The following is a 14,489-nucleotide window of genomic DNA, read 5'->3' as shown; positions in this document are numbered from 1 at the left end:
AGATTATCAGAAGTGTGATGTGGCGCTTATATCCAAATGGAATGGATTATGACAAATGCAACTATTTTGTCTGTTTATTGTTCAATCTGGTGATGAATAAAGCGATTGAACTGAAATTGCAGGGAATTGATCATGTGTGACGACCAGCGAACTGCACCATTTTCGGGCAGGGTCTGAGGCATCCAGACGGAATAGGCGAAGAGTGCCATGCACAAGACGCGCTCCAGCTGGTTACCTTTTTGCGGGGCCAGAATCGGAAAACGGAAACGCCAGCGGCATGGCCAGAGCAGCGGAACGCCGGCGGGGGTTAACATATCGGCCAGGATATGGCTTAGGTAGCCGAGCACCATCCCCTGAATCGCGTCGGCGGGAACAATCCAGCTTTCAGGGATCTTAAGATAGAAAAAGGTCAGCAGAATAAAGACTGCCAGCAGGCTGTGGGTGAACCCACGGTGACCGAAGGCTCTGGCGATGGGTTTGGCGATCCATTTCAGGCGCTGGCCGAGAAACGACTTAGGATGATCAATATCCGGCAGTAAACAGGTGAGGACCGCAGAAGGAACAATATGCCACCAGTCGCCCTGTGCCAGAACAGGGGTAAGCTCAGCGTTTTTGGCAAACACTGCGCAGGCAATAGAAAAAAGAAGGTGGCCTTCCGCCGTCATGATAAAACCCACGAAACTGTCAATTCATACAGTATAGGGTTTTTGTACAGTAGGCGGAAGAGGTTACGGTGTAACTCTTTGTCACAAACTGGCGCTAGCGCGCCAGCCAGCCCCCATCGACGGCGAGCGTAAAGCCATTGATATAGTCTGAGGCGTTTGAGGCAAGGAAAACCACCGGGCCTTGCAGGTCTTCAGGATTTCCCCAGCGCGCAGCAGGGATACGATCCAGAATCTCTTTACTGCGCTGGTCGTCGTCACGCAACGCTTGGGTATTGTTGGTCGCCATGTACCCCGGCGCAATCGCATTGACATTGATCCCGTGCGCAGCCCACTCGTTTGCCAGCAGGCGCGTAATCCCTAATATACCGCTTTTCGAAGCGGTATAAGACGGGACGCGGATCCCGCCCTGGAAGGAGAGCATCGAGGCGATATTCACAATTTTGCCGCCTTCGCCCTGAGCAATAAACTGACGCGCAACCGCCTGAGAGAGGAAAAACACTGATTTCAGGTTCAGGTTCATCACGTCATCCCAGTTTTTTTCGCTGAATGACAGGGCATCTTCCCGGCGGATGGTTCCGGCATTGTTGACCAGAATATCGACACGGCCCATTTCGGCGACTGCTTTTGTCACTATCGTTTCAATTGCGTCCTGCTGGCTAAGATCGGCCTGAATCGCCATAAAGCGGCGGCCCAGGGCTTTAACTTTTTCTGCGGTCTCTTCGGGGATTTTGCGGTTCACCCCCACGATGTCACATCCCGCCTGCGCCAGTCCCAGCGTCATTCCCTGGCCTAAACCGGTATCGCAGCCGGTGACGATGGCTACTTTTCCCGCCAGATTAAAGGCATCCAGTATCATATCAACCTCAGAGTGTAGGGTTATTGTCGTTCTGAAGATTAAGAATAGGAGCCGCTGGCAGGAATTACAAATAAAAATGAAATGATGTTTCAAAAATATTATGGTGGTCATGTTTTCGGGCAACAGGGCGTTGCCCGAACCTAAGGGATTACCCGCGCAAATGCTCTGCGGTCAAATCGGCAAGGCTGGCCAGTTTGGCGTCCGCCAGCGCAAAGCGCGGATCGTGCTGGCCTTCTTCCGCTGGGACCACGATGGAGCGCATACGGGCTGCTTTTGAGGCAATCATGCCGTTAACGGAATCTTCCAGCGCCACGCACGCGAGTGTGTCGACGCCCAGTTTTGCAGCGCAGTCCATATAAACCTGCGGATGGGGCTTGCTGTAGGGCAGTTTTTCCGCCGAGGCCAGCGCGTCGAAGCTGTCGCGCAGGTCGAACATCTCCAGCACTTTTTCCAGCATGTGCAGCGGTGATGCGGACGCCAGGCCCACTTTCAGCCCCTGTGCTTTACACAATGCGACAGCTTCGCGCGCGCCCGGCAGCAGGGGGCGGCACTCTTCAACGAGGGCGATGGCGCGGGTGATAATGCGGTCGGTGACGTCCTGACGGCTTGGGCCATTCCACGGCTGGTGGGCAAACCATAGCTCAACAACCATATCAATGCGCAGCCCCAGCGTATCCGGCAGCTCGTTACGGCGGCTAATATCCACGCCAATGCTGGCCATAACATCCAGTTCGGCACGATCCCAAAGCGGTTCGGAATCGATTAACAATCCATCCATATCGAAAATGGCAGCAACAATCTGGCGCGGGGTCGTCATAACGCTATCTCCATTCATACGTTTTCAGCATAAAGTCACTCTAAAGTTAAGCAGCAATTTAGCATAATTGGCCTTAAAGAACGGGCGAAATTCGTAAGCAGAGGGTAAACTTAGGCTCTAAGTGAGCGTCTTACTGAAGGGGAACTGATGACGTATCAACAAGCTGGACGCATCGCGGTGCTAAAACGTATTGCCGGATGGGTAATTTTTATTCCGGCGGTGATTTCCACGCTAATCTCCGTGCTGAAATTCATGTATGAGCATAGCGAAAAGCAGGCCGGTATCAATGCGGTTATGCTTGATTTTGCTCATGTTATGATTGAGATGATGCGCTTTAACACGCCATTTCTTAACTTCTTCTGGTACAACTCGCCGACGCCCAATTTTCACCAAAGCCTGAACATCGCGTTCTGGATAATCTTTGCGCTGATCTTTATTGCTCTCGCCCTGCAGGCATCTGGCGCACGAATGAGCCGTCAGACGCGTTTTCTGCGCGAAGGGGTTGAAGATCAGCTGATTCTGGAACAAGCGAAGGGCACTGAAGGGCTGACCCGCGAGCAGATTGAATCGCGAATTGTGGTTCCGCATCACACCATTTTGCTGCAGATTTTCCCGCTCTACGTACTGCCGGTGATTATCATCGTCTGCGGTTACTTCTTCTTCTCGTTACTCGGTTTTCTGTAACGCGCTGCGGGTGGCCCTGGCCACCCGTATACGCTGTTACGCCGCTAAAACACGCTCCAGCGCACGTTGCGCATTCACCAGATGTTCACCGCCAAACAATATCGCACGGTTCAACAGGGTATAGAGCTGGTAAAGAGGCTGTCTTTCGAGGAAGCCTGACGGCAGAGGCGAAACGGACTGATAGCCGTCGTAGATTTGCGGAGGCTGTTCCGGATGCAGCGGCAGCATAGCCAGATCGCATTCGCGGTCGCCCCAGTAGCAGGCAGGATCAAAGATATAAGGCCCGTTCGGCCCCAGCGCACAGTTTTCTGACCACAGATCGCCATGCAACAGCGACGGTTGCGGCTGGTGAGAAGCCAGGCGCTGCTGGACATGCTCCACAATCGCATCAATATTGCCAAACTCTAGCCCTTTCTCCGCCGCAAGCTCCAGCTGCCAGCCGATGCGCTGCTCGGCAAAGAAGGTGGACCAGCGACGCTGCCAGGCGTTGGGCTGAGGGGTCGTCGACAGGTCGTTGTCAAAATCGAGACCAAACTGTGGCTGATCGCTCCACTGATGCAGGCGGGCAATCTGTTGACCTAATAAAAAGGCGTTGTGCGCGTCCAGCGGACGGGCAGGGAGATAATCCATCACCAGAAAGCTGTAATCGCGATCGCTGCCCAGCGCCCAGACCTGCGGCACGGAGACGGTTTTGCTGCGCGACAGTAATTCCAGCTGATCGGCTTCGGCGGTGAAGATGGGAAGCAATTCCCGTTCATCACATTTCACGAAGAAATCGCGTCCCGCGAAGCGCAGATGCCATGCAGCGTGGATCTCACCGCCTGGCAGCTCGTTACGCTGCTCGATCTCCCCGTCGCCCAGTTGCTCGTTTAAAAGATGACTGATAGCCTGCCACATGATGATTCTCCCATGTTGTCCGCCAGATCATAAAGTTAGCGCATAAACGCTGTTCAATAATACGAGCTAACGCACACCTGAGCCGTCAGGATCACTTTAGGGCATTTATTGTTCTCTTTTTTGCCACTCTTCCCAGGTTTTCACGTCAATATCTGCTTGTTTACCGATCGCACTCTCAATCAGACCACTTGCCAGCGCTTTCACTTCATCAACGCTGAGGGGACTGATCAGCCCGAATGTATTCGTGCCCAGATCGTGGACGTTGCCTTCGTCATCCGTCAGCGTCAGCAGGAAGCCACCGCGCGTAAGGTGGTTATTGATCTCGTTGAGTTCGGTCAGCGAGTCTTCATGAAATTTGATGGTTACGACGTAGCGGGTGATGTCACCACTGCTCATATTTCACCTCTTTGTTATCTTGAAAGTTTTCTTAGCATAGCCGATCGCGCCAGTTTGGCGACTTAATGCGCTTCCCTCCGTTATGGAGGGAAGCCATTTTTAGCTCTGGGAAAGGTAATTCACGATTTTTTGCGTGTCTTCGAGGGAGCACAGGCGCGTGCCGTGATTAATGGTGGCCGCGCTACCCGCCGCGACGCCGTAGCGCGTCATCTCCAGCAGCGATGCGCCTTGCGCCAGTTTTAACGTCATCGCACCGACCATACTGTCACCGGCACCGACGGTGCTCTGGCTTTTCATCGGCGGTGGAACGACCTGCACTGAACCGGTTTCATCGACGGCGAGGGCACCCTGCGGCCCCAATGAGACCACCACGCGACGCGCTTTCCCGCTGCGCACCAGTTCCTGAGCGGCGGAGCGAACATCATCGGGCTGCGTTAACGGGCGCTTGACCAGCGCGCTCAACTCTTTTTGGTTCGGTTTGATCAGTTCCAGACCGCCGGATTCCAGAGCGGCTGTCAGCGCATCGCCCGAACTGTCGACGATGCAGCGCAGGCCTTTCTCTTTCGCCGCACGAATCAGCTGGGTCAGTTTTTTACATTGCACGCCAGGGGGCAGGCTGCCGCTGATCACCAGCAGGGCACCGCTTTCAATGGCGAGCACTTTCTGTTCCAGCTGGCGGAATTCATCGTCATCGAGCATGGCGCCGGGCATGACGAAACGGTACTGCTCGCCGCTGGATTCGACGTGGACATGAAGGTTCTGACGCGTCCAGTCTTTTGCGTCGACGGTATCGACGGCCACCTGTTCATCCGCCAGCAGCGCCACCAGATGTTCACCGGTGGCACCGCCCGCCGGGAAGATCGCTGTGGCCTGACCACCAAGATGGGTAATGGCGCGCGCCACATTAATACCCCCGCCGCCAGGCTCGAAGACGGGGGTGCTACAGCGGAGTTTACCTTCAGGATAAATCTGCGGCGTGAGGGTGGCGCTGTCGAGGGAAGGGGAGAGCGTCAGTGTATAAATCTTGACCATTGTGACCTCCTTTTAGCATTGGCTCAGGTAAGCATGGCACAAAAGGCGAGAAGGGAAAGTAAATAACAGTATGATTTTAAATATAAATGTTTAGACGTTCTGTACATTTTTAATATGAATTAATTAACGATTTGAGATCGTTCTTATTCAAAAAATGAAATAAGAAATCATTGCTATGTTATATGAGCCTTTTTATAATTTGTTACCTTTCTATGGATGCCTTGTCATTGATCCTCAAGAAAGTTTCCGAGACCGTGATGGTCTCTTTTTTTGTTGTACGGACTCCTTTATAAATGAAGCTCTTGAAGACAGTACCTGCCGCATTGATGCTGGCGGGTGGCGTGTTTGCCTCGATGTACGCAGCCGCTGACGATACCGTTTTTACTGTCATGGATGACCCATCCACTGCGCAGAAACCGTTTGAAGGTAACCTTAACGCGGGCTATCTGGCGCAATCAGGTAACACCAAAAGCTCCTCCCTGACCGCAGACACCACGATGACCTGGTACGGCAATACCACCGCCTGGTCCCTGTGGGGTAACGCCAGTAACACCTCATCTAATGACGAGCGCTCCTCTGAGAAATATGCAGTGGGTGGCCGTAGCCGTTACAACATGACGGATTATGACTATCTTTTCGGCCAGGCAAGCTGGTTAACTGACCGCTACAATGGCTATCGCCAGCGTGACGTCTTCACTGCGGGTTATGGTCGTCAGTTCCTGAATGGCCCGGTCCACAGCTTCCGTTTTGAATTCGGTCCGGGTGTACGTTACGACGAGTACACTGACGGCGATACCAAAACGCAGCCGCTGGGTTATGCATCCGGCACCTACGCCTGGCAGTTCACCGATAACGCTAAATTTACCCAGGGCGTCTCCGTGTTTGGTGCTGATGATACGACACTGAACTCTGAAACCGCGCTGAACGTGGCGATCAACGAACACTTTGGTTTAAAAGTGGCGTACAACGTGACCTGGAACTCGGAGCCACCGGCTTCCGCACCAGAACATACCGATCGCAGAACGACCGTTTCTTTAGGCTATAAAATGTAATATTCGCGGGCCGATATATTATCGGCCCGTATTTTTATTTTAACAAAGCGTGCTATTAAATATTGAACAGCGTTTTAAATTAATACCTCAGCGTTATTCTCCATAATTTCTTCATAATTCCCTTCGGCGATATACATTCAATTTATTTGACACGATTTGATAAATAAATTGACTAGGCAAAAGTGTGATCCAGATCTACACTGTGAATACAGGCATTAATTGCCTCACGTTGTACTGCATTAATTCAGATATAGAGAAGAATCATTATGAATAAAATCAAAAATGCTGCAGCAGCAATGGTGCTCTCCGCACTGTCATTTGGTGTATTTGCTGCTGATTCAGTAACCCAACCTGCCAGTGACACCACCAACCAAATCGGTATCACCCGCGCTTCTGATGTTGAAGCGGGTTCTAACATCGCGCCGGGCTCTCAGTCTACCGGTCAGTCAATGAATGACGCCTTTGATGTGCACAAACTGGTTGCGGGTGAGTGGTCTTAATATTATTGGCTCACACCAGCAGTGAAAAAACCGGATGATGATGTACCGGTTTTTCGCATTATGCGGACCTGAAAATGATTTTATGCCAGAAACAGCGCTTACAGGCGAATGGACAATATTGCTGTCATATTAATAAATGCCGCACCACTGCATGTTACTCACTACACGTCACTAATGTGAATTAATACCCCAGCACGCTATACGCCCCAGATCATTGCTGCCCAGCGTAATAAAAGCATCGCACCGCAGATGGCGATTAATACCACCACCATTTTCCAGTGTTTTTGTGCAAAGCGTTTTGTTGGCATAACCCGTTCCCTCGTCAGTTGATAACGTGAGTCTATCAAAAGCTGTTATGCAGTGTCAGCCTTGGGGTCAAAACCAGTGAAACTTATCAGCCAGGATCATGACCAGCGCCGCTGCTGAAACAATATTCAGTACCACTACAGTTCTACTGGAAACATTCATGTAACGCCCCTTACGTTGTCAGGACCAGTTCAAGATTAGCTCAGCAAAATGGGATTGCGAGCGCTACCCCCTAAAACTCATACAAATGTATGAGAGACATCAATCTGGTCGCAGAGGGTGCATTCACCCTTTTTTTAGTGTTACCATCAGGGTGCAGAACGTAAATCAGCCTTTGTCTGATTCGTCACTGTTCCAGACTGCGAGCCAATTTGACGATTGTTGGTCAGATGGTTTCGCAATCTATTGATAAAATACGATTATTTTCTTTGTATATGCTCTTATGTGTGGGGCATCACTGCAAATAAGGATATAAAATGCCTGTAATTACTCTTCCTGATGGCAGCCAACGCCATTACGACCACGCCGTTAGCCCGATGGATGTTGCCCTGGACATTGGTCCTGGACTCGCAAAAGCGACCATCGCTGGCCGTGTTAATGGTGAACTGGTTGATGCCTCCGATCTGATTGAAAACGACGCTCAGCTCTCCATCATTACCGCGAAGAACGATGAAGGTCTTGAGATCATTCGTCACTCTTGTGCGCACCTGTTAGGCCATGCCATCAAACAGCTCTGGCCAAACACCAAAATGGCGATCGGCCCGGTGATCGACAACGGCTTTTATTATGACGTTGACCTTGACCACACCCTGACCCAGGAAGATATCGACGCGCTCGAAAAACGTATGCACGAGCTCGCCGAGACCAACTACGATGTCATCAAGAAAAAAGTCAGCTGGCACGAAGCGCGTGAAACCTTCGTGAAGCGTGGCGAGAACTATAAAGTTTCTATTCTTGATGAGAACATCGCGCATGATGACAAGCCTGGCTTGTATCATCACGAAGAATACGTCGACATGTGCCGTGGACCGCACGTGCCGAACATGCGTTTCTGTCATCACTTCAAACTGATGAAAACCGCTGGCGCTTACTGGCGCGGCGACAGCAACAACAAGATGTTGCAGCGTATTTATGGTACCGCGTGGGCAGATAAGAAAGCCCTGAGCGCCTACCTGCAGCGTCTGGAAGAGGCCGCAAAACGCGACCACCGTAAAATCGGTAAGCAGCTCGACCTGTATCATATGCAGGAAGAGGCGCCGGGTATGGTGTTCTGGCATAACGACGGCTGGACTATCTTCCGTGAACTGGAAACTTTCGTGCGCTCCAAGCTGAAAGAGTACCAGTATCAGGAAGTGAAAGGCCCGTTCATGATGGACCGTGTACTGTGGGAAAAAACAGGCCACTGGGACAACTACAAAGATGCGATGTTCACCACCTCTTCTGAGAACCGTGAATACTGCATCAAGCCAATGAACTGCCCGGGCCACGTTCAGATCTTCAACCAGGGTCTGAAATCCTACCGCGATCTGCCGCTGCGTATGGCGGAGTTCGGTAGCTGCCATCGTAATGAGCCATCAGGCGCACTGCATGGTCTGATGCGTGTTCGTGGCTTTACTCAGGATGATGCGCACATTTTCTGTACCGAAGATCAGGTGCGTGATGAAGTCAACGCCTGTATTCGTATGGTCTACGATATGTATAGCACCTTTGGCTTCGAGAAAATCGTCGTCAAGCTCTCAACTCGTCCGGAAAAGCGTATCGGTAGCGACGAGACTTGGGATCGTGCAGAGGCGGATCTGGCAGTTGCGCTGGAAGAGAACAATATCCCGTTTGAGTATCAGGTGGGTGAAGGCGCATTCTACGGTCCGAAAATTGAATTTACACTGTATGACTGCCTCGATCGCGCATGGCAGTGCGGAACAGTCCAGCTGGACTTCTCCTTGCCGCAGCGTTTAAGCGCCTCCTATGTGGGCGAAGACAACGAGCGTCAGGTGCCGGTAATGATTCACCGTGCAATTCTTGGGTCTATCGAACGCTTTATCGGCATTCTGACTGAAGAGTTTGCAGGCTTCTTCCCAACCTGGCTCGCGCCGGTGCAGGTCGTGGTCATGAATATCACCGATTCTCAGGCCGATTACGTTAAAGAATTGACGCAGAAACTACAAAATGCGGGCATTCGCGTAAAAGCGGACTTGAGAAATGAGAAGATTGGCTTTAAAATCCGCGAGCACACTTTACGTCGGGTACCTTACATGTTGGTCTGTGGTGATAAAGAGGTGGAAGCAGGCAAAGTTGCCGTTCGCACCCGCCGTGGTAAAGACCTGGGTAGCCTGGACGTAAGTGAAGTGATTGAGAAGCTGCGACAAGAGATTCGCAGCCGCAGTCTTCAACAACTGGAGGAATAAGGTATTAAAGGCGGAAAACGAGTTCAAACGGCGCGCCCGAATCGTATCAACAGCGAAATTCGCGCGCAAGAAGTTCGCTTAACAGGTCTGGAAGGCGAGCAGCTTGGTATTGTGAGTCTGAGAGAAGCTCTGGAAAAAGCTGAAGAATCCGGAGTAGACTTGGTCGAAATCAGCCCTAACGCCGAGCCGCCAGTTTGTCGTATCATGGATTACGGCAAATTCCTCTATGAAAAGAGCAAGTCTTCTAAGGAACAGAAGAAAAAGCAAAAAGTTATTCAGGTTAAGGAAATTAAATTCCGACCTGGCACCGACGATGGCGATTACCAGGTAAAACTCCGCAGCCTGGTACGCTTTCTGGAAGAGGGTGATAAAGCTAAGATCACGCTGCGTTTCCGCGGTCGTGAGATGGCTCACCAGCAGATCGGTATGGAAGTGCTTAATCGCGTCCGTGACGATCTGAGTGAACTGGCAGTGGTCGAATCCTTCCCATCGAAGATCGAAGGCCGCCAGATGATCATGGTGCTCGCTCCTAAGAAGAAACAGTAAGGCCTTCAAGTAGCAATTCCTGTGGAGCCTACGGGCTTCGCAGGTTTTGTTCGCCTATGTTTCGTTTATTAACAATGCGAAGTGGAAGTTATTAAAATGCCAAAAATTAAGACCGTACGCGGTGCTGCTAAGCGCTTCAAAAAAACCGGTAAAGGTGGTTTTAAGCACAAGCACGCTAACCTGCGTCACATTCTGACTAAAAAAGCTACCAAGCGTAAACGTCACCTGCGTCCTAAAGCCATGGTTTCCAAAGGCGATCTGGGCCTGGTAATCGCGTGCCTGCCGTACGCATAAGTCGTAAACGTTTATTAACCTTTTTTAACTTAGAATAGATACAGGAGAGCACATATGGCTCGCGTAAAACGTGGTGTAGTTGCCCGTGCACGTCACAAGAAAATTTTGAAACAAGCTAAAGGCTACTACGGTGCGCGTTCTCGCGTATACCGCGTTGCCTTCCAGGCTGTTATCAAAGCTGGTCAGTATGCTTACCGTGACCGTCGTCAACGTAAGCGTCAGTTCCGTCAACTGTGGATTGCGCGTATCAACGCAGCAGCACGTCAGAACGGTATTTCTTACAGCAAATTCATCAACGGCCTGAAAAAAGCCTCTGTTGAAATCGACCGTAAGATCCTGGCTGACATCGCAGTATTCGACAAATTAGCGTTCACCGCTCTGGTCGAAAAAGCGAAAGCAGCACTGGCATAAGCCAGTTGAGAGAGGGGGCTTTGCTCCCTCTTTCATTTCCACCCCCTTCGGGATGAATGAACACATAAGGTAACGCAAGCATGAATGCTGCTATTTTCCGCTTCTTCTTTTACTTTAGCACCTGAATTCAGGGGGCTTGCGCGTGAAAGATGAAACGAAAAACAGCGCCAGAAAGCCTCCTGATGGAGGCTTTTTTTGTTTCTACCGCTTATGAATATCGCCACATAACGAGGAAAACCATGTCACATCTCGCAGAGCTGGTTGCCAGTGCAACGGCAGCCATTAATCAGGCCTCAGATGTTGCCGCATTAGACAATGTCCGCGTCGAATATCTGGGCAAGAAAGGGCATCTGACCCTGCAAATGACCACCCTGCGTGAATTGCCGCCAGAAGAGCGCCCGGCAGCGGGTGCGGTGATTAACGAAGCCAAAGAGCAGGTTCAGCAGGCACTGAATGCGCGCAAATACGATTTAGAAAGCGCCGCGCTGAATGCTCGTCTGGCCGAAGAGACCATTGACGTCTCCCTGCCGGGTCGTCGCATTGAGAATGGTGGTCTGCACCCGGTCACGCGCACCATCGACCGCATTGAAAGTTTCTTCGGTGAGCTCGGCTTTACCGTGGCGACTGGCCCGGAAATCGAAGATGACTACCATAACTTCGATGCCCTGAACATTCCTGGCCATCATCCGGCACGCGCTGACCACGACACTTTCTGGTTTGATGCCACCCGTCTGCTGCGCACCCAGACCTCTGGCGTGCAGATCCGCACGATGAAAGAGCAAGAGCCGCCGATCCGCATCATCGCGCCGGGCCGCGTCTATCGTAACGATTACGACCAGACGCACACCCCGATGTTCCATCAGATGGAAGGCTTGATCGTTGATAAGAACATCAGCTTTACCAACCTGAAAGGCACGCTGCACGACTTCCTGCGTAACTTCTTTGAAGAAGATCTGCAGATTCGTTTCCGTCCGTCCTACTTCCCGTTCACCGAACCTTCTGCGGAAGTGGACGTGATGGGTAAAAACGGCAAATGGCTCGAAGTGCTTGGCTGCGGCATGGTGCATCCAAACGTCCTGCGTAATGTCGGTATCGATCCGGAAGTCTATTCCGGCTTCGCCTTCGGTATGGGCATGGAGCGTCTGACCATGCTGCGTTACGGCGTGACCGATTTGCGCGCATTCTTCGAAAACGATCTGCGTTTCCTCAAACAGTTTAAATAAGGGCAGGACAGAACAATGAAATTCAGTGAACTGTGGTTACGCGAATGGGTGAACACCACGCTCGACAGCGAAGCGCTCTCTAACCAAATCACCATGGCTGGCCTTGAAGTGGACGGCGTTGAGCCAGTTTCCGGCGCATTCAACGGCGTGGTTGTCGGTGAAGTGGTCGAGTGCGGCCAGCACCCGAACGCCGACAAACTGCGCGTGACAAAAGTGAACGTTGGCGGCGAGCGTCTGCTGGATATCGTCTGCGGCGCACCTAACTGCCGACAAGGTCTGAAAGTGGCTGTCGCCACTGTCGGCGCGGTTCTGCCGGGCGATTTCAAAATTAAAGCCGCCAAACTGCGCGGCGAGCCGTCAGAAGGCATGCTGTGCTCGTTCTCCGAGCTGGGTATTTCCGACGATCACAACGGCATTATCGAACTGCCTGTTGATGCGCCGATTGGCACTGACATCCGCGAATACCTGAAGCTGGATGACAACACCATCGAAATCAGCGTGACGCCAAACCGTGCCGATTGCTTAGGGATTATCGGCGTGGCGCGCGACGTTGCGGTGCTTAACCAGACCGAACTGAGCGTGCCGGAGATCGCACCCGTTGCGGCAACCATCACCGACACGCTGCCGATTCAGGTCGAAGCCGCTGACGCCTGCCCGCGCTACCTTGGTCGTGTGGTTAAAGGCATCAACGTCAAAGCGCCAACGCCACTGTGGATGAAAGAAAAACTGCGTCGCTGCGGGATTCGTTCTATCGATGCGGTGGTTGACGTGACCAACTACGTTCTGCTTGAACTCGGCCAGCCGATGCATGCATTCGATAAAGATCGTATCGAAGGCGGGATCGTCGTGCGTATGGCGAAAGAGGGCGAAACGCTGGTTCTGCTGGACGGCAGCGAAGCCAAACTGAATGCCGATACGCTGGTCATTGCCGACCACACCAAAGCGCTGGCCATGGGCGGCATCTTCGGTGGCGAGCACTCTGGCGTTAACGACGATACGCAAAATGTTCTCCTGGAGTGTGCATTCTTCAGCCCGCTGTCCATTACCGGCCGCGCGCGTCGCCACGGTCTGCATACGGACGCCTCTCACCGCTACGAGCGCGGTGTTGATCCGGCACTGCAGTACAAAGCGATGGAACGTGCCACTCGCCTGCTGATCGATATCTGCGGCGGTGAAGCGGGTCCAGTGATTGATGTGACCAATGAGTCTGCGCTGCCTCAGCGTGCGACTATCACGCTGCGTCGTAGCAAGCTGGATCGTCTGATTGGCCATCACATTGCGGATGCGCAGGTGAGCGATATCCTGCGCCGTCTGGGCTGTGAGGTTACCGAAGGCCAGGACCAGTGGCAGGCCGTTGCACCAAGCTGGCGTTTCGATATGGAAATCGAAGAAGACCTGGTGGAAGAAGTGGCTCGTATTTACGGCTACAACAACATCCCTGACGAGCCTGTACAGGCCGGCCTGATGATGGGCACCCATCGCGAAGCCAACCTGTCTCTTAAGCGTGTGAAAACCATGCTGAACGACAAAGGCTATCAGGAAGTGATCACCTACAGCTTCGTGGATCCGAAACTGCAGCAGCTGATCCACCCAGGTCAGGAAGCCCTGATCCTGCCAAGCCCAATCTCCAGCGAAATGTCCGCAATGCGCCTCTCCCTGTGGACAGGTCTGCTTGGCACCATCGTGTATAACCAGAATCGTCAACAGAGCCGCGTGCGCATCTTCGAAACCGGTCTGCGCTTTGTGCCTGATACCCAGGCAAATCTTGGTATCCGTCAGGATCTGATGCTGGCTGGCGCTATCTGCGGCAACCGCTATGAAGAGCACTGGGATCTGACCAAAAACAGCGTTGATTACTACGATGTGAAAGGCGATCTGGAGTCAGTTCTCGAACTGACCGGTAAACTTTCTGAAATTGAGTTCCGCGCAGAAGCCATTCCAGCCCTCCATCCGGGCCAGAGCGCTGCCATTTATTTACACGGTGAACGCGTTGGTTTCGTTGGTGTTGTTCATCCTGAGCTGGAACGCAAACTGGACTTGAATGGCCGCACCATGGTGTTTGAGCTGGAGTGGAACAAGGTCGCAGACCGCGTGGTTCCTCAGGCTCAGGACGTTTCGCGCTTCCCGGCGAACCGCCGCGATATCGCCGTTGTGGTCGCTGAAAATGTGCCCGCAGCAGATATTTTGGCCGAATGTAAGAAAGTTGGCGTAAATCAGGTAGTTGGCGTAAACTTATTTGACGTGTACCGCGGCAAGGGCGTAGCAGAAGGTTCTAAGAGCCTCGCTATTAGCCTTATCCTTCAGGATACCAGCCGTACACTCGAAGAAGAGGAGATTGCCGCTACCGTTGCCAGATGTGTAGAGGCATTAAAAGAGCGATTCCAGGCATCATTGAGGGATTGAAC

18 protein-coding genes and 1 other annotated feature are annotated in these 14,489 nt (G+C 52.2%); of the genes, 10 read left to right on the top strand and 8 right to left on the bottom strand.

Features of this window, described 5'->3' with window-relative positions; translation table 11 throughout:
* Window positions 1-74 precede the first annotated feature (74 nt).
* From DAI21_RS17660 to hxpB, 3 genes are all read right to left on the bottom strand, one after another.
* A complete protein-coding gene (locus tag DAI21_RS17660) occupies window positions 75-665 on the bottom strand; it encodes a metal-dependent hydrolase (protein WP_100780488.1) in 591 nt (196 codons plus the stop codon).
* A gap of 94 nt (window positions 666-759) precedes the next feature.
* Complete coding sequence (gene kduD / locus DAI21_RS17655) at window positions 760-1,521, bottom strand: 2-dehydro-3-deoxy-D-gluconate 5-dehydrogenase KduD (RefSeq protein WP_107703793.1); 762 nt, start codon at window positions 1,519-1,521, stop codon at window positions 760-762.
* Between the two features lie 148 nt (window positions 1,522-1,669).
* Window positions 1,670-2,338 carry a hexitol phosphatase HxpB gene (gene hxpB, locus DAI21_RS17650; protein WP_107703792.1) on the bottom strand — a complete coding sequence of 223 codons (669 nt, stop codon included), beginning with the start codon at window positions 2,336-2,338 and terminating at the stop codon, window positions 1,670-1,672.
* A 147-nt stretch (window positions 2,339-2,485) separates the two neighbouring features.
* Between hxpB and DAI21_RS17645 the strand changes: the two genes are divergently transcribed.
* Complete coding sequence (locus DAI21_RS17645; RefSeq protein WP_100780485.1) at window positions 2,486-3,022, top strand: YniB family protein; 537 nt, start codon at window positions 2,486-2,488, stop codon at window positions 3,020-3,022.
* Window positions 3,023-3,058: 36 nt separating this feature from the next.
* Here DAI21_RS17645 and DAI21_RS17640 read toward each other — a convergent pair whose 3' ends face one another.
* The 3 genes from DAI21_RS17640 to pfkB form a co-directional block, all read right to left on the bottom strand.
* Window positions 3,059-3,919, bottom strand: coding sequence for a fructosamine kinase family protein (locus DAI21_RS17640; RefSeq protein ID WP_107703791.1), 861 nt, complete (start codon window positions 3,917-3,919; stop codon window positions 3,059-3,061).
* Window positions 3,920-4,024: 105 nt separating this feature from the next.
* Window positions 4,025-4,315, bottom strand: coding sequence for a type V toxin-antitoxin system endoribonuclease antitoxin GhoS (ghoS, locus tag DAI21_RS17635; protein ID WP_100780483.1), 291 nt, complete (start codon window positions 4,313-4,315; stop codon window positions 4,025-4,027).
* 99 nt (window positions 4,316-4,414) lie between these two features.
* A complete protein-coding gene (gene pfkB, locus DAI21_RS17630; RefSeq protein ID WP_107703790.1) occupies window positions 4,415-5,347 on the bottom strand; it encodes a 6-phosphofructokinase II in 933 nt (310 codons plus the stop codon).
* A 293-nt stretch (window positions 5,348-5,640) separates the two neighbouring features.
* On the opposite strand from pfkB, the gene DAI21_RS17625 reads away from it, so the two are divergent.
* Window positions 5,641-6,399, top strand: a complete 759-nt coding sequence (locus DAI21_RS17625) for a YdiY family protein (protein WP_100780481.1) — start codon at window positions 5,641-5,643, stop codon at window positions 6,397-6,399.
* A gap of 266 nt (window positions 6,400-6,665) precedes the next feature.
* On the top strand, window positions 6,666-6,899 hold the full coding sequence (locus DAI21_RS17620; protein ID WP_100780480.1) for a hypothetical protein: 234 nt from the start codon (window positions 6,666-6,668) through the stop codon (window positions 6,897-6,899).
* Between the two features lie 197 nt (window positions 6,900-7,096).
* Here DAI21_RS17620 and yniD read toward each other — a convergent pair whose 3' ends face one another.
* On the bottom strand, window positions 7,097-7,207 hold the full coding sequence (gene yniD, locus DAI21_RS17615; protein ID WP_100780479.1) for a small membrane protein YniD: 111 nt from the start codon (window positions 7,205-7,207) through the stop codon (window positions 7,097-7,099).
* A gap of 67 nt (window positions 7,208-7,274) precedes the next feature.
* Window positions 7,275-7,367 carry a stress response membrane protein YncL gene (gene yncL, locus DAI21_RS17610; RefSeq protein WP_102103511.1) on the bottom strand — a complete coding sequence of 31 codons (93 nt, stop codon included), beginning with the start codon at window positions 7,365-7,367 and terminating at the stop codon, window positions 7,275-7,277.
* A 314-nt stretch (window positions 7,368-7,681) separates the two neighbouring features.
* On the opposite strand from yncL, the gene thrS reads away from it, so the two are divergent.
* The 7 genes from thrS (at window position 7,682) to pheT (ending at window position 14,487) form a co-directional block, all read left to right on the top strand.
* The gene (gene thrS / locus DAI21_RS17605; protein ID WP_100780477.1) at window positions 7,682-9,610 is read left to right on the top strand and encodes a threonine--tRNA ligase; all 1,929 of its coding nucleotides are present in this window, start codon (window positions 7,682-7,684) and stop codon (window positions 9,608-9,610) included.
* A gap of 3 nt (window positions 9,611-9,613) precedes the next feature.
* Window positions 9,614-10,156 carry a translation initiation factor IF-3 gene (infC, locus tag DAI21_RS17600; protein ID WP_071818735.1) on the top strand — a complete coding sequence of 181 codons (543 nt, stop codon included), beginning with the start codon at window positions 9,614-9,616 and terminating at the stop codon, window positions 10,154-10,156.
* 96 nt (window positions 10,157-10,252) lie between these two features.
* Window positions 10,253-10,450 carry a 50S ribosomal protein L35 gene (rpmI, locus tag DAI21_RS17595; protein ID WP_001124225.1) on the top strand — a complete coding sequence of 66 codons (198 nt, stop codon included), beginning with the start codon at window positions 10,253-10,255 and terminating at the stop codon, window positions 10,448-10,450.
* 54 nt (window positions 10,451-10,504) lie between these two features.
* Window positions 10,505-10,861 carry a 50S ribosomal protein L20 gene (gene rplT, locus DAI21_RS17590; RefSeq protein WP_012017122.1) on the top strand — a complete coding sequence of 119 codons (357 nt, stop codon included), beginning with the start codon at window positions 10,505-10,507 and terminating at the stop codon, window positions 10,859-10,861.
* A 75-nt stretch (window positions 10,862-10,936) separates the two neighbouring features.
* Window positions 10,937-11,060 (top strand) — a sequence feature (Phe leader region).
* The gene (pheM, locus tag DAI21_RS17585) at window positions 10,942-10,986 is read left to right on the top strand and encodes a pheST operon leader peptide PheM (protein WP_001386830.1); all 45 of its coding nucleotides are present in this window, start codon (window positions 10,942-10,944) and stop codon (window positions 10,984-10,986) included. (Overlaps the previous feature by 45 nt.)
* Window positions 11,061-11,100: 40 nt before the next feature.
* Window positions 11,101-12,084, top strand: coding sequence for a phenylalanine--tRNA ligase subunit alpha (gene pheS, locus DAI21_RS17580; RefSeq protein ID WP_100780476.1), 984 nt, complete (start codon window positions 11,101-11,103; stop codon window positions 12,082-12,084).
* A 15-nt stretch (window positions 12,085-12,099) separates the two neighbouring features.
* Window positions 12,100-14,487, top strand: a complete 2,388-nt coding sequence (gene pheT, locus DAI21_RS17575; RefSeq protein WP_107703789.1) for a phenylalanine--tRNA ligase subunit beta — start codon at window positions 12,100-12,102, stop codon at window positions 14,485-14,487.
* Window positions 14,488-14,489: the final 2 nt, after the last annotated feature.

Source organism: Lelliottia sp. WB101, assembly GCF_003051885.1.
Taxonomy (GTDB): domain Bacteria; phylum Pseudomonadota; class Gammaproteobacteria; order Enterobacterales; family Enterobacteriaceae; genus Enterobacter; species Enterobacter nimipressuralis.
The sequence above is the reverse complement of the archived record's forward strand: the minus strand, read 5'-3'. Positions and strand labels throughout refer to the sequence as shown.

Coding starts and splice junctions, on each gene's coding strand:
- DAI21_RS17660 (WP_100780488.1), bottom strand. CDS start 665: ATGACGGCGGAAGGCCACCTTCTTTTTTCTATTGCCTGCGCAGTGTTT.
- kduD (WP_107703793.1), bottom strand. CDS start 1,521: ATGATACTGGATGCCTTTAATCTGGCGGGAAAAGTAGCCATCGTCACC.
- hxpB (WP_107703792.1), bottom strand. CDS start 2,338: ATGACGACCCCGCGCCAGATTGTTGCTGCCATTTTCGATATGGATGGA.
- DAI21_RS17645 (WP_100780485.1), top strand. CDS start 2,486: ATGACGTATCAACAAGCTGGACGCATCGCGGTGCTAAAACGTATTGCC.
- DAI21_RS17640 (WP_107703791.1), bottom strand. CDS start 3,919: ATGTGGCAGGCTATCAGTCATCTTTTAAACGAGCAACTGGGCGACGGG.
- ghoS (WP_100780483.1), bottom strand. CDS start 4,315: ATGAGCAGTGGTGACATCACCCGCTACGTCGTAACCATCAAATTTCAT.
- pfkB (WP_107703790.1), bottom strand. CDS start 5,347: ATGGTCAAGATTTATACACTGACGCTCTCCCCTTCCCTCGACAGCGCC.
- DAI21_RS17625 (WP_100780481.1), top strand. CDS start 5,641: ATGAAGCTCTTGAAGACAGTACCTGCCGCATTGATGCTGGCGGGTGGC.
- DAI21_RS17620 (WP_100780480.1), top strand. CDS start 6,666: ATGAATAAAATCAAAAATGCTGCAGCAGCAATGGTGCTCTCCGCACTG.
- yniD (WP_100780479.1), bottom strand. CDS start 7,207: ATGCCAACAAAACGCTTTGCACAAAAACACTGGAAAATGGTGGTGGTA.
- yncL (WP_102103511.1), bottom strand. CDS start 7,367: ATGAATGTTTCCAGTAGAACTGTAGTGGTACTGAATATTGTTTCAGCA.
- thrS (WP_100780477.1), top strand. CDS start 7,682: ATGCCTGTAATTACTCTTCCTGATGGCAGCCAACGCCATTACGACCAC.
- rpmI (WP_001124225.1), top strand. CDS start 10,253: ATGCCAAAAATTAAGACCGTACGCGGTGCTGCTAAGCGCTTCAAAAAA.
- rplT (WP_012017122.1), top strand. CDS start 10,505: ATGGCTCGCGTAAAACGTGGTGTAGTTGCCCGTGCACGTCACAAGAAA.
- pheS (WP_100780476.1), top strand. CDS start 11,101: ATGTCACATCTCGCAGAGCTGGTTGCCAGTGCAACGGCAGCCATTAAT.
- pheT (WP_107703789.1), top strand. CDS start 12,100: ATGAAATTCAGTGAACTGTGGTTACGCGAATGGGTGAACACCACGCTC.